Annotated in this window: 12 protein-coding genes; all 12 read right to left on the reverse strand. The window is 43.4% G+C overall.

What is annotated here, in order from left to right:
- Positions 1-144: 144 nt before the first annotated feature.
- Positions 145-414 (reverse strand): 30S ribosomal protein S15, encoded by a 270-nt coding sequence (gene rpsO, locus GXP75_RS01025; protein WP_003154182.1) that lies wholly within the window; start codon positions 412-414, stop codon positions 145-147.
- Positions 415-563: 149 nt separating this feature from the next.
- The gene (gene ribF, locus GXP75_RS01030) at positions 564-1,520 is read right to left on the reverse strand and encodes a bifunctional riboflavin kinase/FAD synthetase (protein ID WP_242555976.1); all 957 of its coding nucleotides are present in this window, start codon (positions 1,518-1,520) and stop codon (positions 564-566) included.
- 19 nt (positions 1,521-1,539) lie between these two features.
- Positions 1,540-2,469, reverse strand: coding sequence for a tRNA pseudouridine(55) synthase TruB (gene truB, locus GXP75_RS01035; RefSeq protein ID WP_242555977.1), 930 nt, complete (start codon positions 2,467-2,469; stop codon positions 1,540-1,542).
- Positions 2,470-2,559: 90 nt separating this feature from the next.
- A complete protein-coding gene (gene rbfA / locus GXP75_RS01040) occupies positions 2,560-2,913 on the reverse strand; it encodes a 30S ribosome-binding factor RbfA (protein ID WP_003328895.1) in 354 nt (117 codons plus the stop codon).
- A gap of 17 nt (positions 2,914-2,930) precedes the next feature.
- Positions 2,931-3,209, reverse strand: coding sequence for a DUF503 domain-containing protein (locus tag GXP75_RS01045; protein WP_003328897.1), 279 nt, complete (start codon positions 3,207-3,209; stop codon positions 2,931-2,933).
- A complete protein-coding gene (infB, locus tag GXP75_RS01050; protein WP_242555978.1) occupies positions 3,206-5,371 on the reverse strand; it encodes a translation initiation factor IF-2 in 2,166 nt (721 codons plus the stop codon). Before infB ends, GXP75_RS01045 begins: the two co-directional genes overlap by 4 nt.
- A gap of 19 nt (positions 5,372-5,390) precedes the next feature.
- On the reverse strand, positions 5,391-5,693 hold the full coding sequence (locus tag GXP75_RS01055) for a YlxQ family RNA-binding protein (RefSeq protein WP_003328899.1): 303 nt from the start codon (positions 5,691-5,693) through the stop codon (positions 5,391-5,393).
- A gap of 1 nt (position 5,694) precedes the next feature.
- Complete coding sequence (rulR, locus tag GXP75_RS01060) at positions 5,695-5,970, reverse strand: glucose-induced regulator RulR (RefSeq protein WP_003328900.1); 276 nt, start codon at positions 5,968-5,970, stop codon at positions 5,695-5,697.
- Between the two features lie 13 nt (positions 5,971-5,983).
- Positions 5,984-7,102: a transcription termination factor NusA gene (nusA, locus tag GXP75_RS01065; protein ID WP_003328901.1), complete on the reverse strand. Its 1,119-nt coding sequence runs from the start codon at positions 7,100-7,102 to the stop codon at positions 5,984-5,986.
- Positions 7,103-7,133: 31 nt separating this feature from the next.
- Entirely contained in the window at positions 7,134-7,607 is a 474-nt protein-coding gene (gene rimP / locus GXP75_RS01070; RefSeq protein ID WP_003328902.1) for a ribosome maturation factor RimP, read from the reverse strand.
- 322 nt (positions 7,608-7,929) lie between these two features.
- Complete coding sequence (locus GXP75_RS01075) at positions 7,930-12,243, reverse strand: PolC-type DNA polymerase III (protein ID WP_061571584.1); 4,314 nt, start codon at positions 12,241-12,243, stop codon at positions 7,930-7,932.
- Between the two features lie 107 nt (positions 12,244-12,350).
- Entirely contained in the window at positions 12,351-14,045 is a 1,695-nt protein-coding gene (gene proS, locus GXP75_RS01080; protein ID WP_214914551.1) for a proline--tRNA ligase, read from the reverse strand.
- Positions 14,046-14,077: the final 32 nt, after the last annotated feature.

Below are 14,077 nucleotides of genomic sequence, written 5' to 3' on the forward strand. Positions count from 1 at the left end.
GAAATAATCAATTACTCCTATTATGAACGAAATGAATTGAACATATCAATGTCAAAGTAGTATGTAAAAGGATTTCAATGATTTTTATAAAGAATTTTTCGCTTTTATACGATAAAAAAGCGGGAATCCTCCCGCTTTTTACGATTATCGACGTAAGCCTAGTTTGTTAATTAACTCACGGTAACGAGTTACGTCTTTATTACGTAGATACGTAAGAAGATTACGACGCTTACCTACCATTTTAAGAAGACCGCGACGTGAGTGGTGGTCTTTCTTGTGAGTACGCAAATGCTCGTTCAAGTTGTTAATTGAATCAGTTAGGATAGCGATCTGAACTTCTGGAGATCCAGTATCAGATTCGTGCGTTTTAAACTCGCTGATGAGTTGATTTTTACGTTCTTGAGTAATTGCCATCCTGTTTCACCTCCAAATCATTTTTAGCCCCAGTTACCTAGCAACCGTCGGTGACTTCGGATTGCCAAGCAATGGTTTTAAGACTACGAAATATATCATACTAAAAATTACGCTCAGATGCAAATTTTTTAGAATAAAATTTGCGCGTTTTACATTTTATTTCCGCATTTGCTGAAAAAACGGATTGCTTCTTGCTTATCTTTTTCAATTTGCTCCGTTAATTCTGCTATGCCGCTGAACTTGCGTTCGCTTCTGATTCGCTTATACCATTTGATTTTGATGGACGCGCCGTACACCTCTTGATCAAAATCAAATAAATGAACTTCGATGGAGGGCTGCTCCGGGCGCTTTTCATAAAATGTCGGTTTATACCCGATATTGCAGACGCCCTGATATACATCTCCGTTTATTTCAGCCTGGACGGCGTATACCCCTGTAGGCGGAACAATATAGGTGTTGTTCAACCCGACATTTGCTGTCGGAAAGCCGATCGTCCGGCCTCTTTTGTCACCGTGAATAATGATTCCTTTAATAAAATAAGGCTGTCCGAGCAGCACTCCCGCTAGTTCGACGTCTCCATTTTGAAGAGCCGTCCGGATGAAGCTTGAGCTTATTTTTTTATCCTGCTCCGTTAATTTTTCCACCGTCGTACAGTCAGCCTGACCGTTCAGATCAAGCGGCATGCTCGCCATCGTGCCTTTACCGTATTTTCCGTAGGTAAAGTCAAAACCTGCTACCGCATGCTGCACATTAAGACCTATAATGTATTGGTCCGCAAATTGTTCAGGAGTCAGAGACGCAAAGGCTTCGTTAAACTTGACGACATACAAAACATCTGTGCCTAATTGTTCAATCTGGCTGATTTTATCTTCCAAAGGCGTAATCAGATCCTTTGGCTCCCTCTCCCTGCCCAATACGTGGGAAGGGTGCGGGTGAAATGTCATGACTGCTAATGCAAGACCTTTTTCTTCGGCTATAGCCTTTGCTGTACCGATCACCTTTTGATGCCCGAGATGCACGCCGTCGAAATAGCCTAATGCCATTACAGACTTTGCCTGCTCTTCCTTTTTTAAATTGTGGGGATGAGTAATATGTATCGTCTTCACAGAACGGTCACCTTTTTTCTTATTGTTCGCTTTTTTGCACTAATACTTTTGCCGGCTTTAACAGCCCTTGTTTTGTAGGATGGGGAAAATAAATGGCCAAACAATTCCCGGATTCAGTAAAGACAGCTATTCGGTCCTCACAGGTCAATTGAGAGAATTGCTCTGGTATATCAAGTAAAGCCCCATTTTCTACTTTCTTAGCTAATGTATCACTTATGACCCATTTCGGCAAATGATTAAGCGCCCGTTCAATCGGAACCGTGTGCTCGGCTATGGTGCCGGCTTCCGCTTGTGCTTCAAGCTCTTCAAATGTAAAGCACTCATCAAGCGAAAAAGCTCCGGATGCCGTACGGATCAGGTGGGACATATGAGCCGGGAAACCAAGCTTTTCACCTATCGCCACCGCCAATGTGCGGACATACGTCCCCTTTGAGCATGTGACAGTGAACCTGAAGCTTGCTGTTTCTCCTTTATGCTTAACCGCTGATGTAAGCGCGATGTTTTCAATCGTGATGCTTCGCTTCGGCCTTTCCACTTCGATTCCGGCTCTTGCGTATTCGTATAATTTTTTGCCATTTATTTTTACTGCAGAATACATAGGAGGGACTTGCTCTTGCCGGCCCTTTAAGCTGTCTAACACCCGCGTAACTTCAGCTTCGGTTATGCTTTTGTCCACCGCTTTAGCCGCCACTGTTTCTCCTGTTTGATCCTCTGTTGTTGTGGAGACGCCGAGAGTAACTTCCGCATCGTATGTCTTTGATTTCTCCGTTAAATATTCGACAATTTTAGTGGCTCGTCCGACACAAATAGGAAGCACGCCAGATACTTCCGGATCAAGTGTTCCCGTATGTCCGACCTTTTTTGTTCTTAACAGCTTGCGGACTTTCATCACACAATCGTGAGACGTCATTCCGACAGGCTTATGTAAAAGCAGAACTCCGTTGACCATCTGCCTCCGCTCCTTCTTTTCATTTCTCGTCTGACTTCAGACGCAGAAAAGAGGACAGACGGGGCATCCGCCTATCCTCTTTTCTATTGTTTATTCAGAGTCTTTATCTGAATGCAATTGATGAATCAAAGTTTCGATGCGATTGCCGTAATCAATCGATTCATCGAACTCGAACTCAATCTCAGGCGTTTTTCGAAGTCTGATTCGGCTGCCGATTTCAGAACGGATAAAGCCTTTTGCTTTTTCCAGCCCTTTCAGCGCTTCTTCACGCTTTTTCTCGTCTCCCAAAACGGAGATATACACCTTTGCGATTTGCAAATCACCTGTGACACGCACGTCCGTTACCGTCAGAAAACCGATTCTCGGATCTTTCAGTTTCCGGCTGATAATGTCACCAAGCTCTTTTTTCATCTGCTCACCGACACGGTTTGCTCTCATACTCAATTCAATCACCTCTAAAGTTAAAACCACTCTGTTCTAGTGATCGTCCGTTCAATTTCAGGAAAGGAATCAATAAACGCGAGCACGCGCTGCAATTCCTTTTCTGCCTGAACGCGAGAGGAAGAAACAGCGGCGATCCCAAAGCTGGTTCTTTGCCAGGTATCCTGGTAGTCAATCTCTGAAACAGATACATTGAACTTATTCCGGACCCTAGTGATAATCCGCTTCAGGACAGCGCGCTTTTCTTTTAGTGATCCTGCATCATAAATGATGCATTCACATTCCGCAAATCCGATCACTTTCTTTCAATTTCCTGCATGACATAAGCTTCCATAATGTCACCTTCGCGAATGTCATTGTATTTCTTAATAGTAATACCACATTCGTATCCTTGTGAAACTTCTTTCACGTCGTCTTTAAAGCGTTTTAATACATCTACTTCACCTTCAAAGATAACAATGCCGTCACGGATTAAACGAAGGCCGCTGTCACGGGTAATCGTTCCTTCAGTCACGTAACCGCCTGCGATCGTACCAATCTTAGACACTTTAAAGGTTTGACGGACTTCAACCTGACCGATCACTTTTTCTTCGTATTCAGGATCTAACATGCCTTTCATCGCCGCTTCAATCTCGTCGATGACTTTGTAAATAATACGGTGAAGACGAATATCAACGTTTTCAGCTTCAGCCGTACTCTTAGCATTTCCGTCAGGTCTCACATTAAACCCAATAACTATTGCATTAGAAGCGGAAGCTAAAATAATATCTGATTCTGTAATTGCGCCGACTCCGGTATGAATGATTTTGACCTTAACGCCTTCTACTTCAATTTTTTGAAGAGCGGCTGTTAATGCTTCAGCAGAACCTTGAACGTCAGCTTTTACAATCAAGTTGATATCTTTCACATCACCTTGTTTGATTTGCTCAAACAGATCATCAAGACTTAGCTTAGCTTTGTCGCTGCGCTGTTCTTCAACCTGTTTAGACGCACGTGCTTCACCAACAGAACGGGCAGTTTTTTCGTCTTTAAAGACAAGGAATTGATCTCCGGCATGCGGCACTTCGTTTAGGCCTGTGATTTCTACAGGTGTTGACGGACCTGCCGTTTTCACACGTCTTCCCAGATCATTCACCATCGCACGCACGCGGCCAAATGTGTTGCCGACAACAATCGGATCGCCGACATGAAGAGTTCCTGTCTGAACGAGCAATGTGGCAACAGAACCTCTGCCTTTATCAAGCTCTGCTTCAATAACAGTTCCTTTCGCCTGGCGGTTCGGATTTGCTTTCAGTTCTTCTACTTCACTGACAAGCAAAATCATTTCAACTAATTCATCAATGCCTTTTCCCGAAAGTGCAGAAAGAGGTACGAAAATCGTTTCTCCGCCCCATGCTTCAGGAACAAGTCCGTATTCTGTAAGCTCCTGCATCACACGGTCAGGATTGGCACTTTCTTTATCAATTTTATTCACCGCGACAATAATCGGAACCTCAGCCGCTTTCGCATGATTAATCGCTTCAACCGTTTGAGGCATAACGCCGTCATCCGCTGCAACGACTAAAATCGTAATATCGGTTACTTCCGCTCCGCGGGCACGCATTGTCGTAAACGCGGCGTGACCTGGTGTATCCAAGAACGTAATTTTTTTGCCATTTTCTTCAATTTGATAAGCGCCGATATGCTGTGTGATACCGCCTGCTTCCCCTTCAACAACCTTTGTTTTACGGATGCTGTCAAGAAGCGTTGTTTTCCCGTGGTCAACGTGACCCATGATTGTTACAACAGGTGGTCGGATTTGAAGATCTTCTTCTTTATCAGCCTCTTCGTACTTTTCAAGTTCTGTTTCTTCAAGCACGATGACTTCTTCAGTTTCCACACCGTATTCTGAGGCAATCAGTTCAATGGTGTCTTTATCAAGCTCTTGGTTAATGGTAGCCATAACACCAAGCAGCATCAGCTTTTTGATGAGTTCAGACGGTTCTTTGCCAAGCTCTTCCGCCAAAGCGCCGACTGTTAAAGTGCCTGAGAATGTGATTTTTTCAGGAAGCTCTTTTTTCGGCTTCATCGGTTTTTGCTGGTTATAATTTTGATTTTTGTTGTTGTTATTGCGTTTATTTTTTTTGTTGTTGTTGTTGTTGTTGTTCTTCTTGTTTTTGTTAAATTGATTATTCTGCACGTCATTCTTCTTTCCGTCTCGAATTTTGTTTGGCTGATTCCCAGCAGATTGCTGCTGGTTTCCTCCTTGCGGCTGTTTCTCTTTGTTCGTTTCCGCAGGCTTTTGAGATTTAGCGGGAGCACCGCCTTTTTTAAATTTAGCATCAAGCTGTTTAATGGCACTTTCTTCAATCATCGCCATGTGATTATTGACTTCCATGTTCATGTTTTTAAGCGCGGTTAAAATTTCCTTACTTGAAACATTTATGGCTTTTGCATATTCATATACTCTCATTTTAGCCATTCGTTCACCCCCAAAAATATTAATCGAGCAAGCTGATCAGCTTATTCGCAAAACCTTGGTCAGTGACGGCGACAACGACACGGGATTCTTTACCGATAGAGCGTCCTAGAACCGCGCGATCCGCTACTTTTTTATAAGGGACTTTATAATAATTGCACTTGTCGGATACTTTTTTTGCTGTGTTAAAAGATGCATCCTCTGTCAGCAGGACAAGTTTTGCACGCGCATTCCTGATTTCTTTAATAACCAAGTCCTCGCCTGACACGACCTTACGAGCTCGATTGGCCAGACCCAGCAAGGGAAACCATTCCATTCCAGACATGTTATTTTTTCACCTTTTCCGCCAGTTCCAGCAATTCTTCGAAAATCTGGTCATCGATTTGTGATTGAAATTGGTTTTGCAGAGTGTTTTTCTTTTTTGCAGCTAAGATGCATTCTTTTTCCAAAGTTAAATAAGCACCCCGCCCGTTCTTTTTTCCAGTCGGATCTACTGCGATCTCCCCTTCTTTCGAACGTACGACTCGGATCAGTTCCTTTTTAGGCTTCATTTCACCAGTCACTACACATTTACGCAACGGGATCTTTTTGCGGTTATTCACCTAAAGTCACCTCTTATTCATCCGATTCTGCAGATTCAGGCTCCGTAAAGAGCGGTTCGTCTAAGTCTTCTTCAAGCTCTCTTGGATAAATCCCAAGCTCTCTTGCGTCTGTTTCGCTTTTAATATCAATCTTCCAGCTTGTCAGTTTAGCAGCTAAGCGGGCGTTCTGCCCTCTTTTGCCGATCGCCAGTGAAAGCTGATAATCAGGAACAATGACAGTAGTCGCTTTTTCCTCTTCATTAACGATTACATCCAGCACTTTTGAAGGGCTGAGCGCGTTCGCCACAAATTCTACAGGATCATTTGACCAGTTGACAATGTCAATTTTTTCGCCTTTCAGCTCGTTGACAATCGCCTGGACGCGCTGGCCTTTAGGCCCGACGCAAGAACCGACCGGATCGACATCAGGATCATCTGTGCGGACAGAAATTTTCGAACGGTCTCCGGCTTCTCTGGCAACAGATTTCAGTTCGACAGTTCCATCATAAATCTCAGGCACTTCAATTTCAAAAAGACGCTTCAAAAGCCCGGGATGTGTTCTTGACACATAAATTTGCGGCCCTTTCGTCGTTTTTTCTACTTTTGTGATGAATACCTTAATGCGGTCATGCGGTTTGTAGCTTTCATTCGGCATTTGCTCATTAACCGGCAGAAGTGCTTCAATTTTGCCTAAAGATACGTAAATAAACTTGTTGTCAAGGCGCTGTACGATCCCTGTCATAATGTCTTCTTCACGGTCGATAAACTCAGTATAAATCACGCCGCGCTCAGCTTCGCGAACACGCTGTGTCACGACTTGTTTCGCCGTTTGAGCAGCGATTCGCCCAAAGTCTTTAGGCGTTACTTCAATCTCAACGACATCGCCGACAACATAGTTCGGGTCAATCGCGTGCGCATCGTCAATCGAGATTTCCAATCGTGGATCGTACACTTCGTCGACGACGTCTTTTCTTGCAAATACACGGATGGTTCCAGTTTCACGGTTCAAGTCCACCCGTACGTTTTGCGCCTGGTTAAAATTCCGCTTATAAGCAGAAATTAACGCAGCTTCAATTGCTTCAATGATAATGTCTTTACTGATGCCTTTTTCTTTTTCAAGAATGGTGAGGGCATCTAATAATTCACTGCTCATGTTAACGGTCTCCCCCCTTAAAACACCTATATTATTGGAATGAAACAGCTAATCTTGCATTAGCTATTTTCTCGTACGGAATATTGATCCGTTTCTTTCTTGTTTTGATTGTCATTTCCACTGTCACGGTTTGTCCATCAAATTCGGCCAGTTCGCCTTCAAACACTTTTACGCCGTCAATCGGCTCATACGTTTTAATATAAACATTTTTTCCAAGTGATCTGTCGAAGTCAGCTTTTTTCTTTAACGGACGCTCGGCTCCAGGAGAAGATACTTCAAGAAAGTAATTTTGGCTGATTGGATCGGCCTCATCAAGCTTTTCGCTCAATAATTCGCTTACTTTGGCACATTCCTCAATATCAACCCCGTTATCGGAATCAATAAACACGCGAAGGAACCAGTTTTGACCCTCTTTGACAAATTCGATGTCAACGAGTTCAAGCTGAAGATTGTCTGCTATTGGCTGAGCCATTTCTCGAGCGGTATCAATCACTTTTTTGCTCATTCTTTTCCTCCTTGTGCTTGCGATATCACGTTCATCTCATCTTCTCTGCATAAAAACCCTGCTTCAAGAGAGCAGGGGCTAAGAAAAAAACGATGAACATGTCGAGACAAAATTGCCTGTTCAATACAAAAGAGCGGGTTTCCCCACTCTTTGCCTCGGTAATCGTTAGCATTTCCAATAAAACTATACCATAACCATATTTTTTATGCAAATGAATATGCACTTATACTCGGGCTTCTGTATCGGTAATGAAGGAAATCATTCCCGTTTTTCAGCTCTAGAAGCCCCTTCTTTTACAGGTGTAAAAAGCAGCGTCCGGTGATTAAAATAACGACAGCTGGTTTTGATCCGGCAAAGCTTCTAAACAGCCATGGCGATCCAAGTACTCTAATATCGTTTTCGAGACTTTCCCTCTTTTTTGCAAGTCTTCTTTAGAAAGGAATTCGCCTTCTCCGCGCGCCTTAACAATGTTAAGCGCGGCGTTTGTCCCTAATCCCGGAATGGAATTAAACGGCGGGATGAGACTGTTGCCGTCAATGATAAATTCAGAAGCGCTTGAGCGGTATAAATCGACTTTTTGGAACGAATAGCCTCTTTCACACATTTCACGCGCCAATTCCAGCACAGTCAGAAGGTTTTTTTCTTTCGGCGAAGCATCGAGCCCTTTCGAGTTAATGTCATCCATGACGGCTTTGATCGCTGTAGATCCTTTGATCATCGTGTCTATGTCAAAGTCATCTGCCCGAACTGTAAAATAGGCAGCGTAATAAAGCAATGCATGATGGACCTTAAAGTAAGCAATCCGGACTGCCATTAAGACATAAGCCGCGGCGTGGGCTTTCGGGAACATATATTTAATCTTTTTACAGGAATCAATATACCAATCAGGCACTTTATTATTTTTCATTTCCTCTTCCCATTCAGGAGTCAAGCCTTTACCCTTACGGACAAATTCCATAATTTTAAAAGCCAGTGACGGTTCAAGCCCCTGATAGATTAAATAGACCATAATGTCATCACGGCATCCGATAACTTCACTCAGCTCACAAATATTATTGTGAATCAGCTCTTGCGCATTGCCAAGCCAAACATCGGTCCCATGTGATAGGCCGGATATCTGAACAAGCTCAGAAAATGTTGTCGGTTTTGTATCTTCAAGCATTTGACGGACAAATCGGGTTCCGAACTCCGGAATACCGAGTGTTCCGGTTTTACAGCCAATCTGTTCTTCTGTAACTCCGAGAGATTCTGTACCCTGAAAAATTTTCATCACTTCAGGATCATCAGTCGGAATGGTTTTTGGATCAATCCCGCTCAAATCCTGCAGCATCCGTATCACCGTCGGGTCATCGTGCCCCAGTATATCAAGCTTCAGCAAGTTATCATGGATGGAGTGAAAGTCAAAATGAGTCGTTTTCCATTCAGAACCTGTCGCATCTGCCGGGAACTGGATCGGTGAAAAATCATAAATATCCATATAATCGGGAACAACGATAATTCCCCCCGGATGCTGCCCTGTTGTTCTTTTAACGCCAGTACAGCCTTGCACAAGGCGGTCTATTTCCGCACCCCTCATATGAAGGTTATGGTCTCCGGCATAGCCTTTTACATAACCATAGGCGGTTTTTTCAGCAACTGTACCGATTGTACCCGCACGATACACATTATCTTCTCCAAACAAAACCTTTGTATAGTTGTGGGCATGCGGCTGATATTCCCCAGAGAAGTTCAAATCGATATCAGGAACTTTATCTCCTTTGAATCCCAAAAATGTTTCAAACGGGATATCATGTCCATCTTTTTTCAAAGGCGTATTGCAATTCGGACACATTTTGTCTGGCAGGTCAAAACCTGAGCCGACAGAACCGTCATTAAAAAATTCGGAATGCCGGCACTCCGGACATACATAGTGCGGCGCAAGAGGATTCACCTCTGTGATTTCTGTCAGGGTTGCGACAAGCGATGAACCTACTGATCCCCTGGAACCGACAAGATAGCCGTCATCAAGCGATCGCTTAACCAGTTTATGAGAAATCAGATAAATAACCGCAAACCCATGGCCGATAATACTTTTTAGTTCTTTTTCTATACGCGCCTCTACGATTTCAGGAAGATCCTCACCGTAAATACTTCTTGCACGCTGGTAGCTCATATCCCGGATTTCCTGGTCGGCACCTTCAATTTTCGGCGTGTATAAATCATCCTTAATCGGCTTGATTTCCTCTATCATAGATGCCACCTTTTGCGTATTGGCCACAACGATTTCCTTCGCTTTTTCCGCGCCTAAAAATGAAAAAGCTTCGAGCATTTCATCTGTCGTTCTGAAATGAACCTTCGGCAGCTCATGTCTGTTAAGAGGGTTGGCTCCGCCTTGGGAGGAAATTAAGATTTTCCGGTAAATTTTGTCCTCGTCATTTAAATAGTGGACATTCCCTGTAGCAACGACAGGTTTATCCAGTTTTTCTCCGAGTTTCGTGATATTAGTAATGATTTCTTTTAACGCTTTTTCATCACGGACAAGCTCGAGCTGCAGAAGGTGCCGATATACCTCAGGAGGCTGGACTTCGAGATAATCGTAGAAAGATGCAATATCTTCAACTTCTTCAGGGGATTTTTGCATCATTCCTTCAAACACCTCGCCCCTGTCGCAGGCAGAACCGATTAAAAGACCTTCACGATACTTTTCCAGCTGGGATCTTGGAATCCGCGGAACTCTGTAAAAATAATGAATATGTGACAGCGACACAAGTTTAAAGAGATTTTTCAGGCCGGTATCATTTACGGCGAGCAGTGTCGCATGATAAGGTCTTGATCTCTGGTAAGCGTTCGACTGGCCCATATTTTCATTGAGCTGATCATGATACTGAATGTCTTTTTCGGCTGCGTCTTTTAGCATTTTCAAAAGCAGATATCCCGTTGCCTCGGCATCGTAAATCGCACGGTGATGCTGTGTCAGCTCAATATCAAACTTTTTACAAAGCGTATTAAGACGGTGATTTTTAAATTCAGGATAAAGAAAACGGCCAAGCTCCAGTGTATCAATTACCGGATTTTGCGCTTTCTCCACCTTTAATAAGCGTTTATAGGCCACATTCAGGAATCCCATGTCAAAGCTTGCGTTATGGGCAACAAGAATATCATCGTCAATCCATTCCCTAAAATCCCTGACCACATCAATAACATCAGGGGCATCCCTGACCATATCATCGGTAATTCCGGTCAGTTCAATCGTTGTTGCTGACAGCGGATGGTGCGGGTTTGCAAAGCGTTCAAATTTGTCGATAATTTCCCCGCCTCTTATTTTGACAGCCGCAAGCTCGATAATCGTATCGTATACCGCTGAAAGGCCCGTTGTCTCTACGTCAAACACAATGTATGTGTCTTCCTCAAGCAAACGATGAGCCGGGTTGTATGCAATCGGAACTCCATCATCGACAATATTCGCTTCCATACCGTAAATCATTTTGATCCCGTTCTTTTTAGCAGCCGCATAAGCGTCAGGGAACGACTGGACAACAGCGTGGTCTGTAAGGGCAATGGCTTCATGCCCCCATTTTTTCGCTTGTTCAACAAGCTTTCCTACTCCCGTAACCGCGTCCATCTGGCTCATTGGAGAATGCAAATGCAGTTCGACCCTTTTTTCTCCTTCTGGCGCCGTGTCTTCTCGTGTTTTTGCTTTAATTTCGTTGACATCATTTGCGATCATTACCAAATCTCTGACAAAGGTATCATTTTGAATGCTGCCTCTCGCTTTGACCCACATTCCTTTTTTCAATGATTTCATCACGGCGGCATCTTCTTTTTCTCTGGCAAACATTTTGATTAAAATGCTGTTTGTATAGTCAGTGATTTTGAAGATGCACAGAGTGCGCCCGCTCTTAAGTTCTCTGGTCTCCGCATCAAACACATAGCCTTGGACCGTAATTCTCCGTTCTTCGTCCATAATGCTGTCGAGTGTTCGTATTTCTTCGCTGTCTTTAATTTGATAGCCGATCACAAGCGGTCCTGACGGCACTTGATCGTCATCACTTTCTTTCTCTTTTTTCTCCATTTCAATCAGCGCCTGCATCGCCCGTTCTTGATCTTCCGCAAGTTTTTGTTCCCGGAATTTTTGAACTTCCTGATCAGATACAAATATCTCAGCATCTAACTGAAGATCTGGAAAGCCAAACTGGCGGTAGCTCGTCTGAATTAAAGAACTGTATTTGTTTTTAAGGGCGGAAGCTTCTGTGTCCGTTTTTGTCTTGACGATCAGTTTATTGCCCTTCAGCTTTGGTTTTTGCTGATTTAATAACGTTAATATAGGCGGTGAAATCCCTTGCAGTTCCTCTATGCAGCGCGTCCAGTAATCCTGAATCAGCCCTTCATCAATTGCTGTGTCGCTCGCTTCAATTGAACACGTAACTTTCGCAATATGGGAAAATGCCTGAGTTAATCTCATGATAAACGCGTCGTACACTTTATATGGCAGCAGGGCTTTAAATTTAAAATGAAAATGCCAGGATTTAGCTGCTTTATGGATTGTCAGCTTATCAATTTCGCCATCTTCAAAGTAGGCCATGAAGGTGTCGTCTGTCATATTAATTTGCTGCAGAAGAATATGAAACTGTCTTCTGTTTACTGGTAACTGTTCCATTAAGACAGTATCCCTCCCTAGAAAACTTCATAAGTGAAGGTACCTCTGTCAATGAGGTACCTTCTTTTCTATCTATTTTAACATGTTTTTTCTTAAAATCAGTACGTTTATTGCTTATTGATAAAGTCAGATAATTCCTCAATTGATACTTCTGAAGATTCACCTGTCTTGCGGATTTTCACTTCAACAATTCCTTCATCAGCCCGCTTGCCGACTGTAATTCTGATTGGAAGGCCGATCAAATCGGAATCAGCGAATTTAACGCCCGCACGCTCAGGTCGGTCATCAAACAAGACATCATAACCTTCCGTCTTGAATGTTTCATACAGCTTTTCAGCCAGTTCCTTTTGGGCATCATTTTTCATATTCAGCGCCAAAATGTGAAGATCATATGGTGCGACGCTTTTCGGCCAGACCAGCCCTTTTTCATCATGATGCTGCTCGGCAATCGCGGAAAGCGTTCTGGAAATGCCTATTCCGTAGCAGCCCATGAGCATCGGCTGTGAGCGCCCATTTTCATCAAGATATGTCGCATTCATTGCTTCAGAATAACGGGTTCCAAGCTTAAAGACTTGTCCGACTTCAATTCCTTCGGCAAAACGGATTGTTCCTTTGCCGTCCGGTGACGGGTCGCCTTCTTGAATAAAGCGAAGGTCAGCGTATTCCTTAATCGCAGCGTCCCGGCCAACATTAACATTCTTATAATGATAATCTTGTTCATTTGCTCCGGCAACAGCGTTTACCATTGCTTTTACAGCTAAATCAGCATAAACCTCAACTTCTTTGCTGACCTCAACAGGTCCGACGAAGCCAGGTTCAGTCCCGAGCTGCTGCACGACCTCTTCACGTGATGCAAGCTCGACAACATCTGCTTGAAGAAGGTTTTTAACTTTTATATCATTAACCTCATGATCTCCTCTTACCAATACAAGGACAAAGCGGTCATCCGCTTTACATAACACAGATTTAATGCAAGCCTCAGGGGAAATATTCAAAAACCCAGAAAGCTCCTCGATTGTTTTCACATCAGGTGTGTGAATCTTTTCTAAAGCTTTAGGCTCTTCTGAAGAGAAAGCGTCCCTGTTGATGACTTCAGCCATTTCAATATTCGCCGCATAAGTCGATTCATCTGAATATGCGATGGTATCCTCCCCTATTTCGGAAAGCGCCATGAATTCATGCGTGTCTTTTCCGCCCATTGCGCCTGAATCAGCGATAACAGGTCTGACATTCAATTCACAGCGTGCAAAAATATTTGTATATGCGCCGTACATGTTTTGGTATGTTTCATCCAAACTTTCCTCGGAAGCATGAAATGAATAAGCATCCTTCATAATAAATTCACGGCCTCTTAATAAGCCAAAACGAGGACGTTTTTCATCTCTGAATTTAGATTGAATTTGATAAAGAGTCAAAGGCAGGCGCTTATATGATTTAACCTCATCACGAACAAGTGACGTGACCACTTCTTCATGCGTAGCCCCCAAAGCAAATTCACGGCCATGGCGGTCTTTCAGTCTCATCAGTTCAGGCCCGTAAGTGTACCACCTGCCTGATTCCTGCCATGTCTCAGCCTGCTGAAGCGCAGGCATCAGCATTTCGACGGCATTGATTTTTTCCAATTCTTCACGCACTATGGTTTGAATATTTTTAATGACCTTATACGCAAGAGGCATATAACTGTATACCCCACTTGTATTCTGTCTGATAAATCCCGCTCTCAGAAGAAGCTGATGACTTTTTGCGTCGGCATCAGCTGGAACTTCGCGGAGGGTAGGAATAAGCGTCAAACTTTGTCTCATTTCTTCGCACCTCTGATTCATTTACTATTCAA

It is taken from the genome of Bacillus sp. HU-1818 (assembly GCF_022695965.1).
GTDB lineage: Bacteria > Bacillota > Bacilli > Bacillales > Bacillaceae > Bacillus > Bacillus atrophaeus.

Bases quoted from the DNA above. Each gene is read 5' to 3' on its own strand.
- rpsO (WP_003154182.1), bottom strand. From the start codon at position 414: ATGGCAATTACTCAAGAACGTAAAAATCAACTCATCAGCGAGTTTAAA.
- truB (WP_242555977.1), bottom strand. From the start codon at position 2,469: ATGGTCAACGGAGTTCTGCTTTTACATAAGCCTGTCGGAATGACGTCT.
- infB (WP_242555978.1), bottom strand. From the start codon at position 5,371: ATGGCTAAAATGAGAGTATATGAATATGCAAAAGCCATAAATGTTTCA.
- GXP75_RS01055 (WP_003328899.1), bottom strand. From the start codon at position 5,693: ATGTCTGGAATGGAATGGTTTCCCTTGCTGGGTCTGGCCAATCGAGCT.
- nusA (WP_003328901.1), bottom strand. From the start codon at position 7,102: ATGAGCAGTGAATTATTAGATGCCCTCACCATTCTTGAAAAAGAAAAA.
- rimP (WP_003328902.1), bottom strand. From the start codon at position 7,607: ATGAGCAAAAAAGTGATTGATACCGCTCGAGAAATGGCTCAGCCAATA.
- GXP75_RS01075 (WP_061571584.1), bottom strand. From the start codon at position 12,243: ATGGAACAGTTACCAGTAAACAGAAGACAGTTTCATATTCTTCTGCAG.
- proS (WP_214914551.1), bottom strand. From the start codon at position 14,045: ATGAGACAAAGTTTGACGCTTATTCCTACCCTCCGCGAAGTTCCAGCT.